Raw genomic sequence first — 25,227 nt, forward strand, 5'->3', positions numbered from 1 at the left:
TCTTATCCTTTTTTATAAAATGGGACCGGTACGACTTTTGCTTTTTTATTCTTGCCTCTAACATCCACAACGACTTCACTGCCTATCTCTGCAGCTTCCGTTTCTATTAAAACGAGACCAACATTTTTCCCAAGGGTAGGCGACTGCGTCCCGGAGGTCACAAATCCCACTTCTTGATGATCAGGGGAAAATACAGTGTAGCCGGTACGAGGTATGCCTTTATCAATCATTTCAATACCGGCAAGCTTTCGCGGAATTCCGGCATCTTTTTGCTTTTGAAGCGCTTCTTTTCCAATGAACTCCCGGGAATCCTTCAGCTTTACAGCAAAACCCATCCCTGCCTCCAGAGGAGAAATGGTATCAGAAAGTTCCTGGCCGTACAGCGGAAGCTTCGCTTCAAAACGAAGCGTGTCTCTGGCACCGAGCCCGGCCGGCAAAAGACCGTTCGAGCTGCCGGCTTCCATTATCGTCTCCCAAATCCCGGCAGCATCCTCTGCATTACAGTAAATTTCAAATCCGTCTTCTCCGGTATAGCCTGTACGGCTTGCAAGCACCCGGCACCCGGCAATTTCTGTCTTTTCAGAAAATCGGAAAGGCTTGATTTCTTTTAAATTGGTCTGGGTTAAGGCCTGGAGAATTGCTTCTGCTTCCGGTCCTTGTAAAGCAAGAAGAGCGGTATCATTTGAAATATCTTTTATTTGAACGTCGGGACCGGCATGATCTGTTAGCCAGTTGATATCTTTTGATGTATTGGCCGCATTTAGTACGAGAAAATACTTTTCTTCATTCAGCTGATAAACAAGAAGGTCATCGACCGTTCCCCCTTGTTCATTGCATAAAAAAGTGTACATTGCCTTGCCATTTTCCAGCGCAGCCGGATTGTTTGTAAGCATCGTCTGCAGAAAAGTTTCTGCGCCTTTCCCTTCGACGATGGCCTCCCCCATATGGGAAACATCAAATAATCCAGCTTTTGTTCTTACCGCTTCATGTTCTTCTTTAATACTGCTAAAACGAACCGGCAGCTCCCAGCCTCCGAAATCCGTTATTTTTGCCCCGTACTTTTCATACAGTGGGTAGAGCGGTGTTTGCAATGGCATATATATCCTCCTTCGTTTGTAAAACAAAAAGACAGAGAAACCCCTGATGCGGGGTTTCTCTGTCCTAAAACCAGAAAGTTTCATCTCTGCGTGAGACTGTCTTCGTGGGTGGCTCGTTTACCGAGCACTCTCCAGAGATTCGTCGGATAAAAGTCTGTTTGCCTGAGAGATTCACTGCTGCTGCAGGTTGCTCCTTCGGCGCCGCTTCTCTGCATGCGGGCTCTCCCTTTATCGTCATCCGTCGTTATTCACTTTTTATATGCTTGGTGCCCCGCTGATTAACGTCATGACGGAAAACCATCCAAAAACTAAAAAAGCGACTCCTGCAAAACCGACAGCAAAAAAGTTACGGCGTCTTAATTCTCTTACTACAGCGAGAGCACACAGGATTGCCACTATTAAAAGTGTTATACCTAAAGCCATGCAGTCTACCCCCTTTAATATGTACATTAGTCTATTTACATTTTTCAAATAATTATGATATTGCTTTAATTATACCGTTTGTTTTCTTATTTTGCACCTATATTTTTTTTAACGTACAATAATCAATAGACCGGCAAACGAAAGGAGTCCTCTTTATTATGGATTGGAAGCAAATACCGTTAGGCCCTCTACAAACAAATTGTTATGTGTTGTTTAATGAAAATAAAGAAGCTGTTATTTTCGATCCCGGCGGCCATGGTGATGCGCTGAATACCTGGCTGTCCGACAACAACCTTTATCCTCAAGCTGTTCTGTTAACCCATGCTCACTTTGACCACATTGGTGCTGTAGAAGATGTGAGGCAGAAATGGAACATTCCTGTTTACCTTCATGAATTGGAGCAGGATTGGCTTACAGATCCCGAAAAAAACGGGTCATCCCGCTTTCTCGGTGATGAAGCGATTAAGGCAGAACCCGCTGATGTGTTTATTACAAAAGAATCCGAACTTCACATCGGATCTTTTCATTTTACGCTGGTTTATACTCCTGGACACTCTCCAGGCAGCGTTTCTTTTTATCATAAAGAAACAGAAACGGTTTTTTCAGGAGATGTGCTGTTTGAAAACGGCATTGGCCGGACTGACCTTCCGGGGGGAGATTACGAAACGCTTATCAAAAGTATAAATGAAGGTTTAATGCCCCTTCCTGAAGAAACAGCAGTCGCCTGCGGTCATGGGAACGTTACTACAATTGGAAATGAGATGGCCTCTAATCCTTTTCTTCATGGATTTTCTTAAAGCAATACTGGAATACAAAGCAAAAAGGCTCTCGAGGAGAGCCTTTTGTTTTGGAAAAAAACGGCTTTTCTAATGAAAACCGGTTTCCATCATAAATGTAGTGTAATAAGTAAATCCTACAAAAAAGACGGTTAAGTAAATGCCAAAAATATAAACATACATTCGTTCAGATAAGTTCATGAAGCCCAATCCCAGAAAAACAGCGGTCTGCGCGAAAAAGAAAACAGACATTTGAAACATGTCCCCTACAAAGAAAAGCACTGCAAATACAGTCGTCCAAAAAGAAATCACCCGAAACATGCGATCCATTCAACATACCCCCTTTTCTTATCATTAGCGCTATTATGTATGCCCTTTAAATAAGAGTAGTTGTATATAGTATATAGCAGAAAACTTCTATTTGTAAATGCTTTCAAAGCTTTAGTTCGCTGATTCATAATAAAAGGAGTGGCTTCGTTCCTTTCCGTTCTCCAGCTGCGCTGTAATCTTGATACGTGACCTGCCGGATACCGGAGCGGTAGAGTCCACCACCGCCATTGCTTCCGGAAAAATATATTCTTGTTTTCCCTCCTGCTTTCCATCCTGATACCATTTCTTTTCTGCATTTTGAAGCGTCCATTCCAGCCTGATACTTTGTTCATGAAGCACAGCATTTTGTTTGTGTATGGCATAGCTTCCGACCATGAGCAGGGCCAGCCCGGCACAGAGCGCACATACGGCTGCAGCTATCGGCATCATTCCTCCCTTTTGATCCAGCCTCCATCCCTCCCTATAACCGACAGGCGGAATCCTGCAGCCGTCTCCCACGTACGTCCATTTTTTTCTGTTACTGTAATATAAGCACCGTAGTCTCTTGGCTCCACGTGAAAGGTTTCCACGTTCTGGAGAACAATTTCAAATCCTTCATTGTTTTTTCTCCGTACAATCCGGTCCTCCCGCTGCTCGTAAAGACGTTCATCTGCCGGCTCTTTTATGACCAGGCGGCTGTCTTCTATTTCTAATTCATGCGCGTAGTCAAAATCTGTTTTAAGCTGTTGAAAAAACATCGGAATGTCCTGCCTTCCTTTTATCAAATCATTTGAAAATACTCCTATGAATGGGATAATCAGCACAACCACAATAAGCGTTATTGCCAGAGACAGTACTGTTTCAATAAGAGTAAAACCTGACTCTTTATCCGTGTACATATAAACATTTTTCCGCAGTTCGTTTATTTTGCGCCTCCCATTCTACACAAACCGTTGTTCCGCCCTTTTCCTTAGAGCTGTGTACAGAATATATGCCCTGTCGTCTATTTAATTGATAGGGCTGTTTCGTGACATCTGCTGTGTTTACGAGCCAGGCTTCTTCTTCCAGAACGGCCAGCGCTTTCTGCTCTTCCTGCACCGAACGTATTTCTATAGAAGCGGTGGTATACAAAGGAAGCACAAACAGCCCGGCAAAAAGTATTAAAGCAAGGGCCCCGGTAGATTCAAGCAGCGTAAACCCCTCATCCCATTGGTTCAATATAAAACCTCCCGCTGCCGAGAAGAAAAACAAGCCTGTATCGTTGATTTGGTGTATCAATTGTTAAAGTTCCCGGCCGGCGGATATTGCCGTTTGCCGTAAAAACGACATCTGATTCTTTTAGACTGGCACTTTCTACAGACACCCCTTTCGGCATTTTTTTTGATTCTACAGCTGATGAATGAAAGGGCTTAATACTATAGGATCCGAGGCTGGAGTTAAACAAGAACTGGGTTACCTCTTCGTGGGAATACGCGTAGTGCTGGGCAAACAACAAATCTTCTTCAAGCGTATGCAGAAACCGCTCGATTTCTTTTTCCTGGTAAAACGTATAAAGGCTGTGAATGGGCCAGGCCGTGAATATGACGAGCATTAACAGCACAATAAGCATTTCAGTCAGCGTATGCCCTTTTTCATTAAAACCTGCTGCCATTAAGACCCTTTGCGTACTTTCCCGTTTTCCAGAACGAGCGTCGATTCATCCGGGCAGGTTATTCTATCGACATATTCTGCCTGCTGAAGTTCGCTGAGGGAAGACGGGGCTTTATTATACTCCACAGCGTATGCGGCCGCCTGGGATTCCAGCAGTTTAATCGTGGCGTCGCAGCCTTTATTCTGCGCCACTCCGTTATTGGTAACCACATTGGGGATGGCTATTAATAAAAGGACGGTAATAATCAACAGGACAATAAGCATTTCCACCATCGTAAATCCTGATTCTTTCCTATTTCTTTTTCTCATGCGCCGTTTCTCCTTTGAATAATAATTTTTAACAGGGCTTCAATATTTTCTTCCTGAATCTGCTCAAGTTTTGTTACCTTTTCCTGCAGTATGATAAATTCTTCTTCTGCAAATGGTACTTTTTCTGATATAACCGGCATCTGCCTGCCTCCTTTTTAAATAGCGTTCATTAGTTCAAACATAGGTAAAAATACAGCGAGAAATAAGCTGAGCACAATAAAACCAACAGCCGAAAATAAAACAGGCTGAAAAATCATTACCGCTTTTTTGACCTTTTCTTCAAGAAGATGCAGAAGCCTTTCACTATAAAACGATAAATGACTTCCCAACTTACCGGAGGCCTGGCCGTGGGCTATAACAAATTTCATCTCTTCCTGGAATACGTTTAGTGCTTCCAATGCATCGGCTAACGGCTGGCCTTCCCTAAGGCGCTCTTTCAGCGCATGTCCCTGTTCCTGAAAAAATAAAAAATGATCCTGTTTTTCAAACACAAGGCAGGCATTATGTATAGACAGTCCTCCTTTCAACAGACTACTCATTTGAAATGAAAAATACTGGGTAAGAAATAATCTAATGTAAGAGGAAAATAGAGGAATCCGCATGAGAAGTTCTACTTTTTTCGTTGGGGAAATCCGCCTGAAGTAAACAGCCCACCAAAGCATCAGCACTATCCCTCCTGCGATAGGAGGAATAAGCAGATAAGGCGCATAGCGGACGCCTATAAACACTGCATTCGTAAATAGGGGCAGCTCTACATGCAGGGAAGTGAACAATTGTTCAAATTGGGGGAAAAGATATTGCAGCATCACAAATCCAATCATAAAAAGAATCCAAATTAACAGCAGAGGATACATCGACATTTTCTTTAGTTCGTGCAGAACGCCAAGTCTTCTCGCATAGTGTCTGCCGGCATCTTCGAGTCCCCGGTTAAGCGTGCCCGACTGCTCCGAAAAATAAACAAATGCGGTAACGTCAGCCGGGAAATGAAGCGGAGCCAGCAGATCATGAAAGGAACTTCCTTTTTTTAATTCTTCTATCATCCATTCCACTTTTTCTTTAATATGCTGCGGCTGTTCCCACGTAAGCAGATGAAGGGCTTGATCAAGGGTATATCCATTTGTGAGCAGTTCTCCGCATTTTTCCAGAAAAGATGCTTTTTCTTTCTTTTTCCACTTATCTTTCACTGGTTTCCTCCTTTTCGAGGAAATAGTGAGCCGGCAGCAGTTGAAAAGCCGCTGCTTTTGTTAATTGACGGCGGTAAGCCGGGTTGGATTGATGGGAAGAACGGAGAGGGTTCTGAAGAGCTTCTTTCAGGCTGGAGCCCGTTAACATGTCATAGACGGGGAATCTGGAGGCATGCTGATGGTTCGAGCATAACGGTGAGCAGGGAGCCGGGGAACACCAGCTGCAATAACGAAGCATGAGCTGCTGGGTAGATACTGCAAGCAGCGTTTCCGTGAGGTCAAGGCTGGAACAACCAAAGTCATAAAACCGCTGCAGCGCACTGACCGGTGATTTAGCATGCATCGTAGTCAGTACCAAATGTCCTGTCAATGCAGCACGTATGGCGAGGCGGGCTGTTTCCGCATCACGGATTTCTCCTACCATAATAACGTCCGGGTCCTGGCGCATCGAGGCTTTTAATAATTCGGTATAGGTCAGTCCGGCTTTTGTATTGACGCTCATTTGGATGTAAGCATCGTTTTTTATTTCTACCGGGTCTTCTATACTGATAACCCTTACACGTTTTTTTATTTCATTCATTAACGTATACAAAGAGGTGGTTTTTCCTGATCCTGTAGGACCTGTTAGTACAATCATACCGTTGGATTTGTTCATAAGGGAGGTAAATACTTTTCTAATGTGGGAGTCAAATGACAAATACTGCATCGTCTGACCGGCCGTTTGAGGTAAAATGCGAATCGAGAGGCTTTCTTTAAACTGTGATGGAATCGTAGAAAATCGTAGATGAACGGGCGGTGAAGTATAGCGGATAAATATAGAGCCGTTTTGGGGACGTCTTTGTTCTCCTATATCCATGCCCGCTCTAAACTTAAAATGGGCTGTCAACCTGTCGGATTGACGCGATGAAATAGCGTGACTGAAATAAAGCATTCCTTTAACCCGAAAATAAACAGCCGTTTCCTTGTCTTTCGGATGAAAGTGAATATCTGAGGCATGCAGCGCCAGCGCTTTATCTATCAGCAGCCTGCTTTGTTTTTCAATATCCTGCAATCACTGATTCACCTGCTTTCCTGTAGAATATTATTAGTGTACTCTATCTAATAGAATTTGAAAAGCTTTCGAACTAAATAAATTCTATTTTTTTACTTTTTAACACATCTTTATACCTAATATTCATCTGCTGTTTCTAAAAAGACGGCCATTCTCCGTTGTGTGAACGGAAAACAGCCGCATTGCTTTTACATTTTATTTTGCACAGACTCCAACTTTCTTTTCATCTGCTTTCCTTCTTTATCGCGGCGGTCATCAATTCGAATATTGGTAGAAACCCGCTGCGCTCCTCTTTTGAATGGAATTTCATGAATTTCTTCTATAATTGCCAGAAGATCTTTCATGTCCCCTTCAATCAATGTACTCATTGGTGTCAGCTGAACATCGATTTTATCTGTGTGCTGATTCAGTACTTTCTCAATTTCTGCCACGTCTTCGCTCATTCCTGTGTCTTTTCCAATTGGTACTACTGTAATATCAATAATTGCCATAGTATCCCCTCTCTTTTTTCTGTAGAAGTTGATAAGCCAGAACAGCAGCTCTGATATGTTGTTCTGCCGGCTCCGCACACGCTATCTGCTTTTGAGTCCAGTAGGACATGCGCAGAAACCATTTGTGCCATAGACTCGTGCTGGCTTTGTAGAGCCAGGTATAGCCAGCAAAGGCAAAAGCTGCATTCAGCCAGGCACTTACTGCCGCTGCTGTGGATAGTCCTAACAGACCCCACAAAGCACCTGTACACATAACAAAACCTGCAAAATAGAAAATCACTGCATTGGTTGAACAATAGCGGTTTGTTATAACTGCTTCTTTTATTCCATTAACGTTTTGAATTGTTTTTAAACCTGTATAAGAAAAAACTTTGTGTTCCGCCCCATGATATTGTCTCCACTCTTTCGGAAAAATAAAATGGGAGCCGAAAAAAAGGAGTACAGCTGTATAAAAAGGAAGTCCTGCTATCTCCCACCCTCCAACGCTTATCCCGCCTGCCGCTCTTATACCAAGCAGAAGTACCAGTAAAAATAAGCCTGCTTTGTAACCAGCAGGCAGGGACTGGAGTAAGATCCAGCTTATTTTACACATGTTTATTTTCGTTTTGTTTAACGCATACACATTCTGCCGTCCCTGGTGCTGGATACAAATGCTTATGTGCTGCTTCCCGAAAAACATAACGCCTTTTTGAAAAGAAAGGCCTTTCATCAGGGTGTCTCCTCCGTCTGTACAAATTGTTCCGTTACCCAGTAATCCCCGTCCATATCGTCCGTTTCTTCAAATACCGGATCAAAAAAGCGAAGGTCATCCGTATTCATTTCCTCATGCTCTTTCCATGTATGCAGATAGGTAATAACTGCTTCTTCGGCTTCGGTATTGTTCAGAACAACTTCAATACTGCCGTCATTACCGTATGTTTCGTAGTCATCTGCCTGGTTGGGAAACGTAAATAAAACTCCATCTTCTTTTATTTCCCCTGTATCTTCAAAGATCATTTCCTCACTATGCCGAAGTGTTATTACTGCTTCACCTATTTCGCTGCCGGCCAGCGCTTCTCCATGTCGGTCCAGAAAAGTAACGCCTATGTAATCCGTGCCTGTAATGCCGTCATCCGGCGAAGCCTGCCAGCTCCACTCCGCCTCTAATAAAGTGCGTTCGTCTTCTTCTGTAAGCTGTGGAGTCCAGTTGACGCTCTCGCTGAGTTCTTCATTTGTTATGGACTCTGTCTGATTAAGATAATACATACCGCTGGCAAACATAAATACTGTAAGAATAAGCGGAAGTATAACAACTAGTTTGTTGCTTCTAAACATACGCGGCTCCTTTCTGCAGATACAAAGAAAAAGGCTCCTTGGAAAACCGGAGCCCTGTTTTTAGTCCTGATACATAAATTTAGCTCCTGCAATGCCAGGGTTGGTCATCTCTTTGGCATTCAGTATTTCATCGAGCTCTTCTTCAGAAAGAATTCCTCTCTCCAGGCAGATCTCCCTTACGCTCCGCCCGGTTTCAATGGCCTCTTTAGCAATTCTTGAGGCAGCTTCGTAACCGACATGCGGGTTGATAGCTGTAATAATCCCTACACTTTTCTCTACCAGGTCTTTATTATGCTCGGTGTTTGCTGTGATTCCATCTACGGCAAACTCTTTAAATACTTCCAGTCCATTCTGCAGGATCGATAAAGACTGCAGCAGGTTAAAAACGAGCACTGGCTCCATTACATTTAACTCCAGCTGGCCGGCTTCGGAAGCCAGACTGATTGTGTGATCATTTCCGATAACCTGGAAGGAAATCTGATTAATGACTTCACACATGACCGGGTTTACTTTCCCGGGCATAATAGAAGAGCCGGGCTGACGAGACGGCAGGTTAATTTCATTAAATCCGGTCCGCGGCCCCGAACTCATTAACCGAAGATCGTTGGCAATTTTGGATAAGTTTATCGCATGCACTTTCAACGCAGCCGAAAGTTCCGTATACGCATCCGTATTCTGTGTCGCATCAACAAGATTTTCCGCGCTGAAAAATGGCATATCGGTAAGGTTAACAAGATGCTTGGCTGCCCGGACAATGTATTCTGGTTTTGCATTCAAACCGGTACCTACTGCCGTAGCCCCCAGATTAATTTCATACAAATGCTCTACGGCCCGTTTAATACGTCTTAAATCACGGCCCAGTACTCTTCTGTAAGCGCCGAACTCCTGGCCAAGTCTAATAGGAACAGCATCCTGCAGATGTGTTCGTCCCATTTTTATAACATCATCGAACTCTTTTTCTTTGATCTCCATTGCCGAAATTAACTCTGCCAGCGACTCCTCCAGCCCTTTTGACAGGTGCAGCGAGGCAATATGAATCGCTGTAGGGAAAGCATCATTCGTAGACTGGGCCATGTTCACATGCGTATTAGGACTTACCATAAGGTACTGTCCTTTTTCACCGCCCAGAATTTCAATTGCCCGGTTGGCAATTACTTCATTGGCATTCATATTAAATGACGTGCCGGCACCACCCTGAATGGCGTCAACAATGAATTGATCATTAAATCTGCCTTCTATTACTTCATCTGCTGCCTGTACAATGGCTTCGGATATGTTTTCACGCAGGACACCAACTTCGGTGTTGGCAAGGGCGGCCGCTTTTTTTACATATCCAAATGCTTTAATTAATTCCGGATGCGGCGGATAGCCGGTAATAGGGAAATTTTCCTTAGCACGTATCGTTTGGATGCCGTAATATGCTTCTGCCGGTACCTGCTTTTCACCTAAAAAATCTCTTTCCGTCCTGAATTCAGTCATTTTTTTACTCCCTTTATTTTAGTTTTTCTCCAAATAATGATCCCATAAGTGCTACAGCAGCCTCTGCCGTCTTGTTTCTTTCGTCCAGGATCGGGTTCACCTCAACAAACTCTGCACTTGTAATGATATCAGCTTCTGCCAGAATTTCCATCGCTAAATGGCTTTCCCGGTAACTCATTCCCCCGGGAACCGGCGTGCCGACTCCTGGAGCATCATGCGGATCAAGGCCATCCAGGTCCAGACTCAGATGGACTCCATCGCATTCGCCCACATGCCGAATCGTTCTGTCCATCACTTCTGCCAGGCCGAGGCGGTCTACTTCATGCATTGTAAACACAAGCATTCCGGTTTCTGAAATATAGTCTTTTTCTCCGTCATCCAAATCTCTTGCCCCAATAATAACAACACGTTCCGGCTTTATTTTTGTTCCGTTCTGATGAATATTCACCAAGTCTTCATGGCCCCTGCCAAGAGATACCGCAAGCGGCATACCGTGAATATTTCCGGAAGGGGAAGTTTCTGCTGTATTTAAATCTCCGTGGGCATCGTACCAAATAACCCCCATTTTCTCAAAATGAGCAGCAGCGCCTGCGATACTGCCAATGGCAATACTGTGATCTCCCCCTAAAATTAAAGGGAAACGGGAGTTCATTAAAATGCGGGAAACCCGCTCTGCTAATTTTTCACTCGTATTCCGCACTTCAGTAAAATTTGTAAGGTTTTCTTCTTCCGGTGCTTGGGCACCGGCCGTGTTCGATACTTCTATATTACCAGCATCTTCGATGTCGCACCCGATTTTTCTGAGCCTTTCTACAATTCCTGCATATCGTATGGCACTGGGGCCCATATCGACGCCTCTTCGACTTTGTCCTAAGTCCATAGGCACGCCGAGCATCGTAATCTGCTTTTTCATATGTATTCCCTCATCTCTTTCTGAAAATGTTGCTATTTTCACTTTAACTAAATGTTTTTTTGGCCAGCCAGGCGGCACCGATTACTCCCGCATCATTTCCAAGGGAAGCGGTTGAAAATTCCACGCTGTCTCTGACTCTTTCAAGTGCATACGTATCAAAATGAGAACGAAGCGCCTGCAGCAGACTTTCTCCTGCAGCGGAAACTCCACCGCCGATTATAAATTTTTCCGGATTTAGTACGTTTCCTATATTGGCTGCGGCAAGGCCGAGATAATGCAGCGATTCATGTATAGAAGCCCGGGCTGCCTCATCACCGGCTGCGGCAAACTCAAATAATTCTTTCGTCGTAAGTTCTTTTCCCTGCGCCAGATGTTCTGCAAGAACAGAAGTGGGGTTCTCTGCCGCTGCTGCTTTCGCAAGCCTTACCATTCCCGTTGCGGAAGAAACGGTTTCCAGGCAGCCGGTTTTGCCGCAGTTGCACGGAGCCCCGCCCTCGGCAATAACGGTCACATGCCCTATTTCCCCAGCCATTCCCTTTGTACCGTGAATGATCTCTCCGTTAATGATGATACCCCCGCCGACACCGGTGCCAAGCGTTAGAAAAATCACGTCATCGGCACCGCTTCCGGCGCCCTGCCAATATTCTCCAGCAGCTGCCAGGTTGGCATCGTTATCTACTACAACCGGAATTCCTAATGCTTTCGATAGTTCATCTGCGATAGGATATTTTTTCCACCCGACATTGACAGCCAGATCGATAATTCCGTGTTCCATGTCAATGAAACCAGGGACTCCAACACCGGCTGCTGTGCAGTCTTTTTTATCGATACCTGCCTTTTCCAGATGTTTTTCTGCAGATGCAGCGATATCCTGAACAATAAAGCTGCCGGCCTCCGCTTTATTTGTTGGAATGGACCATTTATCCACCATTTTTCCTTCCGTTGTAAATACAGCCATTTTTACCGTGGTACCGCCAACATCAATGCCTATAAGGTACGTTTTATTCATTCCTGTCTGCCCCTTTTTTGCTGCTCTATTTGCTTTTCACTTGAGATAATTCGTTTTGCCTGCAGGTAAGCTGTTTTATCTACCATGCCCTGCTGATAAAATTCAGTGAATTCCTGATCCATCATGTCCAGATCCACCATCCGGTCTCTCGTATAGATGATCGTTCCTCTATTAATGAGCCATTTCCTCACATCTGCTATTGTTTTCATATTCTCGCTGAACAAGCTCAAACCCTTCTTTCTTAGGAAATCTCTTCCAGCCTCTCTTCGACCAGATCAAAATCCAATTCCTCTTCCGGCGGGCGCTCCCCCTCGGTTCTTCTTGCTTCAGTAAGGGCTTTCTCCGCTTGTTCCGGCTGGGAAAGCTCTATATACGTTAAGGCCAGATTATAGTGAGCTTCGGCGAAATCCGGTTCAAGTTCAATCGTCTGCTCAAAATAACGGCCTGCCTCTTCATAATTTTCTAAATAGGATTCTGTATATCCTAGTAAAAATATGGTCTGGACGTCTTCCGTATCACTATTTTCCCGGGTATTCAAAAGAAGGTTTCTGGCTTCCTCATATTCTCCGTCTTCCGCAAGGTCTCTTGCCATCTGCTGGTCCATCATAGCTGATCCGGCTTTGTTTTCGTTGGTCATTCCAAACCAATACAATCCCATCGTCAGGACTGCTGTTCCTACTAAAAGGGGAAGCTGTGTTTTTCTGCGGCCGCTGTTAGGAAGATGCACCGCTCCCGCTGCAAGAAATCCACCGATTAACCCACCGATATGGGCACCATTATCTATAGCGGGTACTGCAAATCCAAACCCAAGGTTAATCGCAAGAATAATCAGCACGTTAAATCCCATCGTCCGGAAAAACAGTTTCTTATGAATCCATCCAAAATAAAGCAGGGCTCCAAAGCATCCGAAAATAGCGCCGGATGCTCCGGCCGACACTTGCTCATTAAAAGAAAAACTGGCAAGCGAACCTACTGCAGCTGCAGCTGTATAAATAAACAAAAAGCGCCGGGTGCCGAAAATTCGTTCCACAGCCCCTCCAAGGTAGAACAGCGCTAGCGAATTCATAAATAAGTGGAGAAAACCAATATGAAGAAAAGCAGCAGACAAGAGTCTCCACCACTCCCCGTCCATAATTGCCGGGTTGTATTTCGCACCATAGTCAATCAACGTAGCCATGTTCATACTGCCTCCGGCCTGTTCAAGCAGGAAAAACATGATAAAAATCGAAGCCAGCAGGGCATAAGTAAGCAGCGGTTTCCCATACAAAAAAAGGCTGCGCTCTTTGGTTTCGATTTCTTCCTGCTGCCTTTCCACTTCTTCCCGGTAGCCGCGGGTCCGGGCTTTTAGCTCCTCTTCTGGTTCTTCTACATTCCAGATGGACCGTTCTTCTTCCCAGCCTGACTCTTTTTTTAATATAATCGACAGGACGCTGCCCGGAAGATCGGCAATCTTTCGTTCTCCGTCGTTTGATAACAGAAAGGACTGCTCAAACACTTTCGAATCCAGCATAGCTTTACAAGGGGCGTCCATATCAACAGGCGGATAGGATGTGATATATACATTATAAAATAGGATTTTCCTTGTTCCCAGCGCTTTTTTGATCGCCGGTGCTGCCTTTTCCGCCTCCTCCTGGTCTTTTTCAAGGCGGTTGAACCAGTCGTACTCGACGCGGGCTACACGTACAAGCACGGTGCCTTCTGCTGTTTCCTTTTCAAGCCATATCTGCTTTTTATCTTTGCTTTTTTCAAAAACCCTGAAACGTTCATGAACGACTAATCGATGAATAAATTTCCAGTATATGTGCGTTTGCAGGGCAATATTCATGATAGCTATCCTCCTGGGTTTATCCGGCTGATAATCGAACGGGCTGCTTCCTCGAAATGCTCATATTCTGCAAGCGGAGGCTTCCCTTCCTGCCGAGGTTCTTTTCTTGTGTTTAAGTAAATGCATTCCATGCCCGCTTCCATCGATGCTTGTACATCAAGCGGCCACGAGTCCCCCACATAGAGACTTCTGGAAGGCTGACTATTAGTTTTTTCAAGTACTTCCGTAAATATTTCGCTGTTTGGTTTTTTAATTCCCAGCTCTGCTGAAATATGCACTCGTTCCTGCGGGATATACTTTTCAACATGAAGCGCTTTCCATTTATTCAGCTGTGTCTCTTTGTTTCCGTTCGTTATAATTCCTAAATGAACATCCGCCTGGTGCAGCTCTTCAAAAAGTTCTTTCAAACCCTCGTAAGGTTCAACGAATTTGGCTACTTCTCTTTCATACTGGTCATGGAAAAGCATCGCTTCTTCTTTATTCATTTCAATATTGTAGCAGTTCATCGTTTGGGTAAAACGCTCCACCCGATACTGTTCGTAGGTTAATATATCCTGTTCCATTTCTGTCCAAAGCTTGTCGCAGTAATATTTAAACGTGGTAAACCATTCTTTCTCATCTATATGCCCCATCGCCGCATCGGGATGGTATCTGTTTTGAAATGTATAAATAATTGATTTCTCAAATGCCAGTTCATGACTGTATAACGTGTTATCCAAATCAAAAAAAATGCTTTCCCACCTCATAATTGCCCCCTCTTTGCTTCTCTATTATAGCAGGGGTTTCCGCTATTTTCGACTTTTGGCATCTATCGTATAAGCCAAAAGATCAGCAGACACAGTCCGCCGCCGGTTACTGTACAAATCGTATTCACTACTTCATTATCCGCCCATTTCCATCCCCCGGCTTTTAATGTGCCGAGACCGCAGTGCGATTGTTTTTCAGTTAAGATTCCGCACCGTCGGCATCGATAGGTCACTTGAAAAAAAGCGCCCGCCCCGGTGTCCGCCAGGTTGCCGGCAAATCCTGCTGCAGCAACGATCACCGCTGTTGCATAAATGGAAGAAAATGATGATGAAAATAAATAAGCTGCCGCACTTCCTAAAAAAGCTGCTCCCAGCAATGCAGCAGCTGTTCCCGGAGCTGTTACGGCCCCAGACGTTCCTGGGGGCACCTCCTGCCCTCCCGGAAAAAGGTACGCCCGGCTGTTCGAGCGGCTCCCCCACTCAGAGGCCCATGTATCTGAAGCCGCCGCTGCCAGAGATCCCGCGAAAGCGGCAATCCACAGCTCGCTGCCGGTAAACCAATAAAGCAGAGCACTGACAGCTGCTGCACCTCCATTGGCCAATACCTGTGCGGTCCGCTTTGCTCCTTCTCCTGCATTAATTTCCTCCGCTTCCTGATTATCCGGAAGAAAAGAAAACAAAGAAGAGGTAACAAAAAAAAGCAGCAGCAGTGAAAATCCCTGCCAGCCTAAGCCAAACCAAATTACGCTGCCGAGTAAAGCCGCTGTGCAAGCCCCGCCAGCCGTTAATGCGGCTGCTTTATATGCAGCCGCGGCACCGCCAAATATGAAAAGATATGCCGTGATCATTTGTAAATAACGCCCTTTTCCGTAATGACCGCCTGTACGGGTATATCATGCGCTTCTCTTGGAACGTGCTCGATCAGCTGATAGTCAAAAGCAAGAGAACACGTATACGTTCGGCAGTTCTCCAAAAATCGGTCGTAATAACCACCACCGAATCCAACGCGGTACCCTTCCCGGTCAAAAACCATTCCCGGAACTATAATCAGATCAAAGTTATTTTTATTCCATTCCTCTTTTCCATGCGGTTTTGGTTCCATAATTCCCGCAAAGCCTTCCTCTAAATCATGGAAGGAATCAATGCTGTAAAAATGAAGGGAGCGGTGCATGGGATCCACCTTAGGTACCGCTATCTGTTTATGCTGTTTCCATGCCTTTTCAATGATGGGCTTTGTGTCGATTTCCCTGCCTGTCGCTAATGTGACTGCTATTTTATCCGCTTGTTTCCAAATATCAGAAGTAAATAAATATTCATACACCTGATGCTGCATTGTTTTATGTAGAACCGGGGTCAGTGTGTTGGAATGCTGGTGCATTTTTTCTCTTAATTTCCTTTTATCGTTCATTGCTGCCTCCTTGACGTTACGGATTCAAATTTCATTATATCGCGCATTCACCATAAAGGCTGAGATCTTTTTTTCCAAAAAAAATAAGCAGAGGAGATAATCTCCTTCTGCTTATTTTGTTTCGCGGTGGATCGTATGCTTTCTTAAACGCGGGCTGTATTTTTTCATTTCAATACGCTCTGGGTTTGTGCGCTTGTTTTTAGAAGTCATGTAATTACGATCTCCTGTTTCCGTGCAGGCCAGGGTAACTTGTACTCTCATAACAATATCCCTCCCCTTTCTTTATCTTCAATCATACTTAACAATGATAGCAAATCCCATCTTGTCTATCAAGTGTTTTTTCTTTTCAGCACTTCCATTTTCCATATTAAATTTCAGCAGGAAGCTTATTCGTCTGTTTCTTCTGTTGTTTCTTCTGTTGTTTCTTCTGTTGTTTCTTCTGTTGTTTCTTCTTCTCCCTGCTGTTCAATCACTTCTTCGTTCTCGGCATCTACTTCCGGCCGTTCTTCTTTAAGTTCGAAGTAGGCATCCATCGCCTCGCGTGCGATAGTATTCGCTACGCCATTGCGGCCGCCGTTTTCTGCCAAATACGTATAGGGTACAATAACCGCAATGGCTACTTCAGGGTTGTCATACGGCGCATATCCAACAAAAGCCTGGTTTACCGCATTCTCCACGAGCTCGCCTGAACTTTCGCTTCTAACCGTCACCTGTGCAGTTCCCGTCTTTCCGGCTGCTTGGTAAGGCGCATCGCCAAAGTAGCTGCGGGCGGTTCCACTGGATCCTTCCACGACCTCAAGCATCCCTTCCTGGGCCATTTCTATATACTCGTCGTCAACGCTTAATTTATTCATTATTGAAGGCTGTATCTGCTGGGAGATAGCTCCCATATTGCTTTTGTCCGGATCGGATCGGCGCACTTCTTTTACAAAATGAGGCTCAATCCGATACCCGTCATTGGCAATTGTAGCTACATACTGAGCAAGCTGCATCGGCGTATACGTATCAAACTGGCCGAAGCTCAGGTAAAGAAGATTTCCCGGATCTCCGTATCCTCCGGAAATCCCGGCTGATTCCGATGGAAGGTCAATACCTGTTTCTGTGCCAAGGCCGAATTGATTGTAATAATACCGCAACGTATCATAAGCTTCCTGCACGTTACCCGTATCAAATGAACCTCCGCGCTCATAATTGGCCAGTCTCATCGCAATCTCTGACATGTAAATATTGGAAGACTGCTCCAAAGCTCCAAGGTAATTAACATTCCCAATACTGTCAGACGCTGAACTGATCGAAGAGGTTCCCGGGAGATTAATTGGTGTATCATTAATATACGTATCCGGCGTTACTGCGCCTTCCTGAAGACCTGCCAGCACTGTGGCCATTTTAACGGTTGATCCCATTTCAAACGAACTGCTGACAGTCCCCACCTGATCCCGGTAGCCGGAGGCAGCAAGTACTTCTCCCGTACTTGGTTCAATCATAACTGCATAGGCGTCTTCCTCGTTTACGAAGTTGCCGGACTGCCCGCCTACTTGTTCATCTACAATCGTTTCCAAGTCCTGCTGCAGCGCCATATCTACGGACAACACCAGGTCATTGCCCCGTCGTCCCGTCGTTTCTGCACCATTACCTGCAGCTTCCTCTGAGTTCAGCAGCTCTCCTTTTACCCCGCGGAGCGCACTTTCGTATTCTTCTTCCAGAAAGCTTGTTCCAACCAGATCGGAGCGATCGTAGCCGAGAGCCAGGTATTCATCAATTGTTTCACGAGGGATGGAGCCAACAGAACCGAAAAAGCCGGGAAATGACTCATCAAACACATACTGCCTGTTCGAATCTCTTAGTAAATCCACTCCCGGCAGTTCTTCAAGGCGTACGCTTACTTCATGCGCTTCTTCTCTCGTTAAATTTTCTTTTACTCTTTGCGGTGAATCATTATACCCGGATATCATTTCCCGCCATACTGCCACGGTTTCAAGCTCTGTCCCTTGAATATCATTTAACTGTTCATCCGTAATTCTTTCCAGCTGCAGGTCATAAGGATCTTCTCCATCTTCTCCTGCTGCTGCCATTTCTTCTTCGGAGAGAAGAGCTTCCGCTTCTTCTTCCCGTGTAAGAAGCCAGTAGTCTCTTAAGTCTCTATCCGTAATTCCCTCTGTATCCATTTCCAGATATCCGCTCAGCTTTTCAGCAATATCCAATCTTTCTTCATCAGATACGCTTGATGAGTTCGTATATGTAAGTGAGAGAATTAACTGATTGTCTACAGCGATTTCGCCGTTTCTGTCATACATCACTCCACGAGGCGCATCAATTCTTGTTACAGGTTCGCTCGCTTCTTCCAGATCTTGTTCAAAGCTGTCCCCTTGTACGATTTGTATAAATCCCAACCTTAATATTAGTGCAGAAAAAAGTATAAACACTGCGAAAAAAAGCACATTCAATCGTCTAGGAAGATGACTTTTTCTGGTTTTTCTTGATGCCACTGCAATCCCTCTTTCTTTGATACGGACTCGTACGATTTGGATCTTTAGTGTCCGGGCGCGTACCCTGATTTTACCATACTCTACGTACGATAAAAAGAAAGCAGATGGTTCATCTTTTTCAAAAGAAAAGGTAATGACAAAAAAAGACACCGATTATCATTTATCGATAATCGGTGTCTGCTTTAACTTATTAAGGCTGTATTGCTGCATCCTGCAAAATAAATTAATTATTTAGCTTCTGAATAACGCTTTTCTACTTCATTCCAGTTAATGATGTTCCAGAATGCATCAATATATTCAGGACGACGGTTCTGGTATTTAAGGTAGTATGCATGCTCCCATACATCCAAACCTAAGATAGGCGTTTTGCCTTCCATGATTGGGGAATCCTGGTTAGCTGTGCTCATAATCTCAAGCTCTCCGCCGGATAGTACGAGCCATGCCCAGCCGGATCCAAAGCGGCCGGTTGCTGCAGCTGCGAACTCTTCCTGAAATTTCTCAAAGCTGCCAAACTTGCTTTCAATTGCACTTGCAAGATCTCCGCTTGGCTTGCCGCCGCCATCCGGGCTTAGGATCTGCCAGAAGAATGTATGGTTGGCATGGCCGCCGCCGTTATTTCTAACTGCTGTACGGATATTTTCAGGAATGGAATTAAGGTCTCTAATAAGGTCTTCTACATCTTTACCTGCAAGATCGTCATGACCTTCCAATGCTGCATTAAGTTTTGTTACGTAAGTGTTGTGATGCTTGTCGTGATGAATCTGCATCGTTGTTGCGTCTACATGAGGCTCTAGTGCGTTTTCTGCGTAAGGTAGTTTAGGTAATTCGTAATTTGACAATTAAATCTCCTCCTTGGAATGTAAACGTGTAATAAAAATCAAAGAATATAGCTTTCAGCTATACAACATAAATAAATGTAACAAAACAGTGACAAATTTACAATCAATATGCTGTTTCTGCCATTTATTTCTATTGTAGACACTAATCTCTATACCCAGCCCTATTATTCTTTAAACTAAAGAAAACACAAAAAAAGCACACAGATGTGTGCTTTGAATAATTGTAATGGTGGACCCTGTAGGACTCGAACCTACGACCGGACGGTTATGAGCCGTCTGCTCTAACCAACTGAGCTAAGGGTCCTTCACATGGGGCGGCTGATGGGAATCGAACCCACGAATGCCGGAACCACAATCCGGTGCGTTAACCACTTCGCCACAACCGCCATGTAAGTATTCTTTTTTTAATATGGTAGCGGCGGAGGGAGTCGAACCCCCGACCTCACGGGTATGAACCGTACGCTCTAGCCAGCTGAGCTACACCGCCATATGGCTCCACAGGCAGGATTCGAACCTGCGACCGATCGGTTAACAGCCGATAGCTCTACCACTGAGCTACTGTGGAATATCCTGTTACTATGTATAAACGTCTTCTAACAGCGACATTTATCATAATACCACGATAATAATAGAACGTCAATGCTTATTTTTTAACAACAGATCAGGTAAAAATAAGATATAGAAAGTAAATACCGTTTCCTACGAGCAGCACGCCTTTCAGCACAACACTCACTAGAAAACCAACCAAAGAACCGGTTCCAACCCGGCCCAGCTTCTGCCACGATTTTTCCCCGGAGATGATTTCACCAATAACCGCTCCTACAATTGCACCGATTAACACGCCTACAATTGGAATGATAAAGGGACCGACAATTAAACCAATGATACTTCCCCACGTGGCCGCTTTCGATCCACCGGTCCGTTCTATTCCATAATACTGCACCGCATAATCAATAATAAACAGCAGCGCTGCAATAATAATCTGGCTTATCCAGAACCAGGCGGTAAGCGTACCGAACCCTTCGGCTGCAGCAATCAAAACAACGGCTGCAATAAAGAAAATCCCGCCGGGAACAATCGGGTAAATTAATGCGATCAGGGCAAGTGCATAAGCCATAAAGGCCAGCGCATAAAAAATATAGTCCATTTTTTTCCTCCTTTTAAAAACGTCCGCTGCCTTTGAAAGGTCAGCGGACGAAATCATTTGGTTATATCATACGATATTAATCGCGTTCATGTAAAACGGCTTCAGCAATATTTACACTGTGATCGCCGATTCTTTCCAGGTTGCTGATAATATCTACAAAAACAATACCAGCTGATCCGGAGCAGCGACCTTCGTTCACACGTAAAATGTGCTTTTTACGAAGCTTACGTTCCATTTTATCGATTTGTTCCTCGAATTTGATAACCTCTCTGGCACTCTCATGTGCTTCTTCCATGTTGTCATTTTCCAGTGAACTAATGGCTTTCTGGAGAGTTTTAATCGTTAAGTCAAACATCTCTTCCATATCCTGGTAGGCATCTTCTGACATCGTTACTTTGTTTGTCATCTGATAATCCACAAGTTCCATCACGTTTTCCATATGATCGCCTACACGCTCAATATCCCGTACTGTATCCATAAGCATTGAATGCAGCTTGGAATTTTCATCCGAGAGCGAACGCTGGGAAATCAAAATCAGATAATCCGTTATTTTTCGGTCCAGGTTGTTAATTGCTTCTTCAAACTGCACCGTAAGTTCTGCATGGCGTTTATGATTTGTTTTCAAATACTTATGGGATTCTATTAATCCCTTTTCAGCAAATTCAGCCATCCGCATTGTCTCCGCTTTTGCCTGTCCGAGTGCCACCCCCGGCGAGCGCTGGATAAAGGAAGGATCCAAATGCTGTGCTTTGTATTCAATTTCTGTGTCTTTTCCTGGAATCAGCTTGGTCACAATAATTGCAAGTACTGCGACAAAAGGCAGCTGAATGATTGTATTCGACACGTTAAAGATACCGTGGGCAAACGCAATAGTCATAGGTGCATTCAGGTTCAGGGCATTCTGAATGCCTCCTATCATGGCGGTATACGGCACAATTAAGATAATAACGATCGTTGCTCCGATTACATTAAAGATAACGTGTGTCAGTGCTGCGCGTTTCGCTGCAAGAGAAGCACCTAGAGACGCGAGAACCGCAGTAATCGTCGTTCCAATATTATCACCGAACAATACTGGCATAGCAGCAGCAAGCTCTATAGCTCCCTGGTCATAAAGCTCCTGGAGCAGTCCGATAGAAGCAGAGGAGCTTTGCACGGCAACGGTAAATACGGTACCGATTAACACACCAAGCAGTGGATTCTCACTTACGCTTACCGTAAGCTCACGAAAAGCTGGCAGTCCTTCAAGCGGCTCTACTCCATCTCCCATTAGAGAAAGGCCGAAGAAAAGCGCTCCAAATCCAAAAACAGCCTGACCGATATTGTTCATTTTTTTATTTTTAAAGAAGAAAATTAATACGGTTCCTATGAAAATAATAGGCAGGGCATAATCTTCAATTTTGATACCAATAATAAAGGCTGTAACTGTCGTACCAATGTTCGCGCCCATAATAACACCGATCGCCTGGGAAAGCGTCATAAAACCGGCGTTTACCAGCCCGATCGTCAGCACTGTTGTTCCTGTGCTCGTTTGTATAAGTATAGTTACAACAATTCCGGCCACTACACCCATAACCGGATTACTCGTAAATTTGTCGAGAATATCCCTTAATTTATCCCCGGCAATCTTCTGCAGGCCATCCCCTAAATATTTAATACCAAATAGGAAAATACCTAATCCCCCAAAAAAAGTAAATAGTATCGTTTGAAGATCCAACACCCTCATCCCTTCGTTTTAAAAATTCCCCTAAGACAAACCTTCATCAGCGTACTTGTTTAATATTGAGTAAAGATTGAGTTTTTGTAAAGATTATATTACATTTTATTCTGCTTTTATTTTCCCTGTTTACCTGAGCGATATTGTGGCTTGTTTCTATTTACGTTAGAATAAGTCTCGCAGGACATAGAGGAGGCAGTAAATGTCTATTATTCAACTATTTATAAAAAGTTTATATTCCCCCCTTCACATTGCAAGGTTCCGCTTTCAAAAAATAGGCCGAACAATTCTTTATATATTTTTTCTCATGCTGCTGGCAAGTATACCAGCAAGCATCGCCCTGTCTCAATCGCTTTCGCAGGTGTCGGATGAACTGGATACCCTCTTACAGGAAGAGGTGCCTGATTTCAGTATTGAAAACGGCCAGCTCGTCAGCGAAGCCGAAGGCCCTCAATACATTGGAGAAGGTGACGATGAATTGGTATTTGACCCAAGCGGCGAAGTAACAGCAGAAGAAATGGCTGCAGCCGACCAGTCGGCGCTTCTTCAGGAAGAAGTCGTGATCGGAAGCGGCGGAGACAGCCAGGTTTATTCATACAGCCAGGCCGGCAATATTTCATTTACAAAACAGGAGCTGTCTAATTTGGCTTCATCGCTGCAGGATGTGCTCTACATTTTAATTCCTGTTGCTGTTATCGGCTTATACTTACTTAATACGACGCTGAAATTCATCGGCATCTTTGCGCTTTCCGTATTTGGATTGATGATTCGTAAAGCCTCCCCTATTCCGTTAAATTACCGATTCATTTGGATAATGAGCGCTTTCGCTGTCACACTTCCAACGATAGCCATTACTCTTTTAGATCTGCTTCCTTTTCAAATTCCTGTGGGATTCACTATTTACTGGCTGTTGGCTTTCTTTATGCTGTATCGTGCCTACCGCTCCCTTCCACGCCCAAAGAAAAGCAGCAGTCCGGCTTAATGCCGTACTGCTGCTTCTTTTTTTACGAAGACGTCTGGGAGGCCTGCTCTGCTTTTTTTACTAAAATTCTTGTACCGTCAGCAGATACTACCTCTATCTCGACTCCGGACTCTATCCATTGCCCACCGCTTGTAGCACTGTAACGTTCTCCTTCAACTTCAATAGTGCCGGTCGGCCGGAAAGCAGTAAGTGCCTTTCCTTTCTTTCCAATCAGCCCTTTGTAGGATTCATTCATGGAATTATAGCCGGAGTCGCTGCTGAGCTTATCCTTAAGCGTAAGCTTGTCCCAAAGTCCTCTTCTTGGGAACACTTTCAAAAACACGAGTGCTCCGACAATACCGAGCAGAAAGCCGAATACAGCCAGTACTCCGTATAAAATACTTGGTGTCGGCACAGCCACACTTAAACTCATCAGAATAATACCGATCACTCCAAACGTGCCATCCCCTGTCACTTTACCATCAAAAATAATGAGCATTAATCCACCCGCATACAGAGCTACAATCCAAATGCTGGCTGCCCCATCAATGTGATGGGCAAAAAATAATGTAATAAAGGCAAGTCCCAGGATTCCGAATAGACCTTTTGTTTTCACTAGCAGTTCACCTATAAGAAACAATGTCGCGAGAAAGACGACGATAAAACCGACGCTTGCCTGATCGAGCCATTCCATTCCTTTCAGCTCCTTCGTTTTCATCTGGTTGTCTATATAATACGATTTTACCGTTGTTAGGTTTCAGATTCAATTTATCTCTTCTTTATATTGGAAATATTTTTAAAATTGGGCGCTGTTTTTGTCCATTTAACGAAGTGCTCCCTTTTTGCATAAAAAAAGAGAGCCGTTTAAAAAGCTCTCTCTACTTTATTTCTATTTCATTCAACTGTTGGATTCTGATTCAGAAGAACCACCGAAAATGGAGTCAATAATACCGGTAATGAAATCCATAAAGCTTGCAAAGAATGACTGGGTTTCATCACTGTTTACAAATTCACCGATATTATCCTGAACTTTGCTTATCTGGTCCTGTACCTGGCCCCAGTCAACATTTAAGTCTTTCATACGGTCAAATAAAGATACAAGGCCATCTGTTTCTTCCTGCGTTAATTCAATATTCATATCCACCGCAATATTTTGAATCAGCACGCGTATATCCTCGGAGCTTTCAATATTCTGTTCACTGATTTCCTGCTTTACTCTTGTGATCAATTCTGTCGCTTCTTCGGTACCGATGCTTTCACTAAGCTCTGCCGTTTTAACGACTTCTTCGTTGGCCACCTGCTTCTGCTCTTCCGGAATGGTTACATCATTTTGTACTTCATATGCTTTTAAAATACCGGTAAGGGCTCCGGTTCCCGATACATCCATGGGAGCTGTTACGTACACTTCAGCGTCTTCCACGCCTGCGGTAATCATCGCGTTGGCATACATACCTTCTGATATTTTTGTTATATTGTTTGTTTCTACATCAATCCCGTCACCGGAGCCGGCTGTTGTAATCTTAGCGGAAGAAAGAGCTCTCGTTCCGATATCACGCGCACTCATATAATCGCCGAGATATTCATGTTCCTCTTCATTTGATACCGTAATTGTTTCCACTTCAGAACCGGCGTCCATTTCATTTAAAAGCTGTTCCCGCTGTTCTGTCGTTAAGTCTTCCCCGAGGGTGACAATCTCGTCTCCTTCGGCTGAATCGGCGAAAGCTCCCGCCGTTGGAATTGTCAGCATAATCGCTGCAGCCATTCCTGCCGCTGTAAAGGTTTTTTTCTTGTTCATTGTGTTCTCTCCTTTTATGATGGTGCTTGTTTTTTAGTATCTGTACTACAGGCAGTTCCCTGCTGCCTTTTATGTTTTCAGGAATATTTATATTCCCACCTCATTAGTCGACGCTTTTTAAAATTGGTTACACTTCTGCTGTGAAAAAAGGATACCGAAACAGCACTTTAAACGGATATGCTTGCCAAACAGATTCAAACGCTGATACAATAGCAATGCATAAGATTTGGTTACGATTGGTATGTATTGTGAGATGCATGCTTCATACTGGACCGAAAAATTTATTAATCTGAAGGGGCGA

At 44.2% G+C, this 25,227-nt stretch carries 31 protein-coding genes, 4 tRNA genes and 1 riboswitch; of the genes, 2 read left to right on the top strand and 33 right to left on the bottom strand.

Annotated elements, in window-relative coordinates; all coding sequences use genetic code 11:
* Positions 1-2: 2 nt before the first annotated feature.
* Positions 3-1,097 carry a glycine cleavage system aminomethyltransferase GcvT gene (gene gcvT, locus AC5W14_RS07485; protein WP_496194048.1) on the bottom strand — a complete coding sequence of 365 codons (1,095 nt, stop codon included), beginning with the start codon at positions 1,095-1,097 and terminating at the stop codon, positions 3-5.
* Between the two features lie 140 nt (positions 1,098-1,237).
* Positions 1,238-1,335, bottom strand: a riboswitch (glycine riboswitch).
* A gap of 17 nt (positions 1,336-1,352) precedes the next feature.
* On the bottom strand, positions 1,353-1,520 hold the full coding sequence (locus AC5W14_RS07490; RefSeq protein ID WP_496058712.1) for a DUF2759 domain-containing protein: 168 nt from the start codon (positions 1,518-1,520) through the stop codon (positions 1,353-1,355).
* A gap of 158 nt (positions 1,521-1,678) precedes the next feature.
* Here AC5W14_RS07490 and AC5W14_RS07495 point away from each other — a divergent pair, with 158 nt between their 5' ends.
* Positions 1,679-2,317 carry an MBL fold metallo-hydrolase gene (locus AC5W14_RS07495; protein WP_496058713.1) on the top strand — a complete coding sequence of 213 codons (639 nt, stop codon included), beginning with the start codon at positions 1,679-1,681 and terminating at the stop codon, positions 2,315-2,317.
* Between the two features lie 69 nt (positions 2,318-2,386).
* Here the strand turns inward: AC5W14_RS07495 and AC5W14_RS07500 are convergent, their stop codons facing one another.
* The 29 genes from AC5W14_RS07500 to AC5W14_RS07640 form a co-directional block, all read right to left on the bottom strand.
* Entirely contained in the window at positions 2,387-2,626 is a 240-nt protein-coding gene (locus AC5W14_RS07500; RefSeq protein WP_496058714.1) for a DUF2626 family protein, read from the bottom strand.
* Between the two features lie 111 nt (positions 2,627-2,737).
* Positions 2,738-3,055 carry a hypothetical protein gene (locus AC5W14_RS07505; protein ID WP_496058715.1) on the bottom strand — a complete coding sequence of 106 codons (318 nt, stop codon included), beginning with the start codon at positions 3,053-3,055 and terminating at the stop codon, positions 2,738-2,740.
* Positions 3,052-3,504, bottom strand: a complete 453-nt coding sequence (locus AC5W14_RS07510) for a competence type IV pilus minor pilin ComGF (RefSeq protein WP_496058716.1) — start codon at positions 3,502-3,504, stop codon at positions 3,052-3,054. The genes AC5W14_RS07505 and AC5W14_RS07510 overlap by 4 nt, the downstream gene beginning before the upstream one ends.
* Complete coding sequence (locus AC5W14_RS07515; RefSeq protein WP_496058717.1) at positions 3,491-3,823, bottom strand: hypothetical protein; 333 nt, start codon at positions 3,821-3,823, stop codon at positions 3,491-3,493. The genes AC5W14_RS07510 and AC5W14_RS07515 overlap by 14 nt, the downstream gene beginning before the upstream one ends.
* Positions 3,807-4,256 (bottom strand): competence type IV pilus minor pilin ComGD, encoded by a 450-nt coding sequence (comGD, locus tag AC5W14_RS07520; protein ID WP_496058718.1) that lies wholly within the window; start codon positions 4,254-4,256, stop codon positions 3,807-3,809. The genes AC5W14_RS07515 and comGD overlap by 17 nt, the downstream gene beginning before the upstream one ends.
* Positions 4,256-4,564 (bottom strand): competence type IV pilus major pilin ComGC, encoded by a 309-nt coding sequence (gene comGC, locus AC5W14_RS07525; protein WP_496058719.1) that lies wholly within the window; start codon positions 4,562-4,564, stop codon positions 4,256-4,258. Before comGC ends, comGD begins: the two co-directional genes overlap by 1 nt.
* Positions 4,561-4,704, bottom strand: coding sequence for a hypothetical protein (locus tag AC5W14_RS07530; RefSeq protein ID WP_496058720.1), 144 nt, complete (start codon positions 4,702-4,704; stop codon positions 4,561-4,563). The genes comGC and AC5W14_RS07530 overlap by 4 nt, the downstream gene beginning before the upstream one ends.
* Positions 4,705-4,719: 15 nt before the next feature.
* On the bottom strand, positions 4,720-5,748 hold the full coding sequence (gene comGB, locus AC5W14_RS07535) for a competence type IV pilus assembly protein ComGB (protein WP_496058721.1): 1,029 nt from the start codon (positions 5,746-5,748) through the stop codon (positions 4,720-4,722).
* Positions 5,738-6,799 (bottom strand): competence type IV pilus ATPase ComGA, encoded by a 1,062-nt coding sequence (gene comGA / locus AC5W14_RS07540; RefSeq protein ID WP_496058722.1) that lies wholly within the window; start codon positions 6,797-6,799, stop codon positions 5,738-5,740. The genes comGB and comGA overlap by 11 nt, the downstream gene beginning before the upstream one ends.
* Positions 6,800-6,987: 188 nt before the next feature.
* The gene (locus AC5W14_RS07545; protein ID WP_496058723.1) at positions 6,988-7,290 is read right to left on the bottom strand and encodes an MTH1187 family thiamine-binding protein; all 303 of its coding nucleotides are present in this window, start codon (positions 7,288-7,290) and stop codon (positions 6,988-6,990) included.
* Positions 7,277-7,999, bottom strand: a complete 723-nt coding sequence (locus AC5W14_RS07550; RefSeq protein ID WP_496194049.1) for a DUF1385 domain-containing protein — start codon at positions 7,997-7,999, stop codon at positions 7,277-7,279. Before AC5W14_RS07550 ends, AC5W14_RS07545 begins: the two co-directional genes overlap by 14 nt.
* The gene (locus AC5W14_RS07555; protein ID WP_496194050.1) at positions 7,999-8,604 is read right to left on the bottom strand and encodes a hypothetical protein; all 606 of its coding nucleotides are present in this window, start codon (positions 8,602-8,604) and stop codon (positions 7,999-8,001) included. The genes AC5W14_RS07550 and AC5W14_RS07555 overlap by 1 nt, the downstream gene beginning before the upstream one ends.
* A 60-nt stretch (positions 8,605-8,664) precedes the next feature.
* Positions 8,665-10,083, bottom strand: a complete 1,419-nt coding sequence (gene aspA, locus AC5W14_RS07560; RefSeq protein WP_496058726.1) for an aspartate ammonia-lyase — start codon at positions 10,081-10,083, stop codon at positions 8,665-8,667.
* A gap of 13 nt (positions 10,084-10,096) precedes the next feature.
* The gene (gene rocF, locus AC5W14_RS07565; protein ID WP_496194051.1) at positions 10,097-10,996 is read right to left on the bottom strand and encodes an arginase; all 900 of its coding nucleotides are present in this window, start codon (positions 10,994-10,996) and stop codon (positions 10,097-10,099) included.
* Positions 10,997-11,039: 43 nt separating this feature from the next.
* Complete coding sequence (locus AC5W14_RS07570) at positions 11,040-12,005, bottom strand: ROK family glucokinase (protein WP_496194052.1); 966 nt, start codon at positions 12,003-12,005, stop codon at positions 11,040-11,042.
* A complete protein-coding gene (locus AC5W14_RS07575) occupies positions 12,002-12,214 on the bottom strand; it encodes a YqgQ family protein (RefSeq protein WP_496058729.1) in 213 nt (70 codons plus the stop codon). Before AC5W14_RS07575 ends, AC5W14_RS07570 begins: the two co-directional genes overlap by 4 nt.
* A 32-nt stretch (positions 12,215-12,246) precedes the next feature.
* A complete protein-coding gene (locus tag AC5W14_RS07580) occupies positions 12,247-13,830 on the bottom strand; it encodes a rhomboid family intramembrane serine protease (protein ID WP_496058730.1) in 1,584 nt (527 codons plus the stop codon).
* Between the two features lie 5 nt (positions 13,831-13,835).
* Complete coding sequence (locus tag AC5W14_RS07585; protein WP_496058731.1) at positions 13,836-14,576, bottom strand: HAD family hydrolase; 741 nt, start codon at positions 14,574-14,576, stop codon at positions 13,836-13,838.
* 62 nt (positions 14,577-14,638) lie between these two features.
* Complete coding sequence (locus tag AC5W14_RS07590; protein WP_496194053.1) at positions 14,639-15,424, bottom strand: DUF92 domain-containing protein; 786 nt, start codon at positions 15,422-15,424, stop codon at positions 14,639-14,641.
* The gene (locus tag AC5W14_RS07595) at positions 15,421-15,984 is read right to left on the bottom strand and encodes a 5-formyltetrahydrofolate cyclo-ligase (RefSeq protein WP_496058733.1); all 564 of its coding nucleotides are present in this window, start codon (positions 15,982-15,984) and stop codon (positions 15,421-15,423) included. The genes AC5W14_RS07590 and AC5W14_RS07595 overlap by 4 nt, the downstream gene beginning before the upstream one ends.
* A gap of 111 nt (positions 15,985-16,095) precedes the next feature.
* A complete protein-coding gene (rpmG, locus tag AC5W14_RS07600) occupies positions 16,096-16,245 on the bottom strand; it encodes a 50S ribosomal protein L33 (protein ID WP_120193388.1) in 150 nt (49 codons plus the stop codon).
* A 125-nt stretch (positions 16,246-16,370) separates the two neighbouring features.
* Positions 16,371-18,470 carry a peptidoglycan D,D-transpeptidase FtsI family protein gene (locus tag AC5W14_RS07605; RefSeq protein WP_496194054.1) on the bottom strand — a complete coding sequence of 700 codons (2,100 nt, stop codon included), beginning with the start codon at positions 18,468-18,470 and terminating at the stop codon, positions 16,371-16,373.
* Between the two features lie 227 nt (positions 18,471-18,697).
* Positions 18,698-19,309: a superoxide dismutase gene (locus AC5W14_RS07610; protein WP_496058735.1), complete on the bottom strand. Its 612-nt coding sequence runs from the start codon at positions 19,307-19,309 to the stop codon at positions 18,698-18,700.
* 227 nt (positions 19,310-19,536) lie between these two features.
* Positions 19,537-19,613 (bottom strand) — tRNA-Ile (locus AC5W14_RS07615).
* 6 nt (positions 19,614-19,619) lie between these two features.
* Positions 19,620-19,695, bottom strand: a tRNA-His gene (locus tag AC5W14_RS07620).
* Positions 19,696-19,719: 24 nt separating this feature from the next.
* A tRNA-Met gene (locus AC5W14_RS07625) sits at positions 19,720-19,796 on the bottom strand.
* 3 nt (positions 19,797-19,799) lie between these two features.
* A tRNA-Asn gene (locus AC5W14_RS07630) sits at positions 19,800-19,874 on the bottom strand.
* A 96-nt stretch (positions 19,875-19,970) separates the two neighbouring features.
* Positions 19,971-20,456 (bottom strand): DUF456 domain-containing protein, encoded by a 486-nt coding sequence (locus tag AC5W14_RS07635; protein WP_496058736.1) that lies wholly within the window; start codon positions 20,454-20,456, stop codon positions 19,971-19,973.
* A 76-nt stretch (positions 20,457-20,532) separates the two neighbouring features.
* The gene (locus tag AC5W14_RS07640) at positions 20,533-22,179 is read right to left on the bottom strand and encodes a Na/Pi cotransporter family protein (protein WP_496194055.1); all 1,647 of its coding nucleotides are present in this window, start codon (positions 22,177-22,179) and stop codon (positions 20,533-20,535) included.
* A gap of 193 nt (positions 22,180-22,372) precedes the next feature.
* Between AC5W14_RS07640 and AC5W14_RS07645 the strand changes: the two genes are divergently transcribed.
* Positions 22,373-23,152 (top strand): DUF1189 domain-containing protein, encoded by a 780-nt coding sequence (locus tag AC5W14_RS07645; RefSeq protein ID WP_496194056.1) that lies wholly within the window; start codon positions 22,373-22,375, stop codon positions 23,150-23,152.
* 22 nt (positions 23,153-23,174) lie between these two features.
* Here AC5W14_RS07645 and AC5W14_RS07650 read toward each other — a convergent pair whose 3' ends face one another.
* Both AC5W14_RS07650 and AC5W14_RS07655 read right to left on the bottom strand, forming a co-directional pair.
* Complete coding sequence (locus AC5W14_RS07650) at positions 23,175-23,849, bottom strand: NfeD family protein (protein ID WP_496194057.1); 675 nt, start codon at positions 23,847-23,849, stop codon at positions 23,175-23,177.
* A gap of 180 nt (positions 23,850-24,029) precedes the next feature.
* Positions 24,030-24,926: a DUF1002 domain-containing protein gene (locus tag AC5W14_RS07655; RefSeq protein WP_496194058.1), complete on the bottom strand. Its 897-nt coding sequence runs from the start codon at positions 24,924-24,926 to the stop codon at positions 24,030-24,032.
* Positions 24,927-25,227 lie beyond the last annotated feature (301 nt).

The organism is Sinobaca sp. TMA16-18 (genome assembly GCF_059510535.1).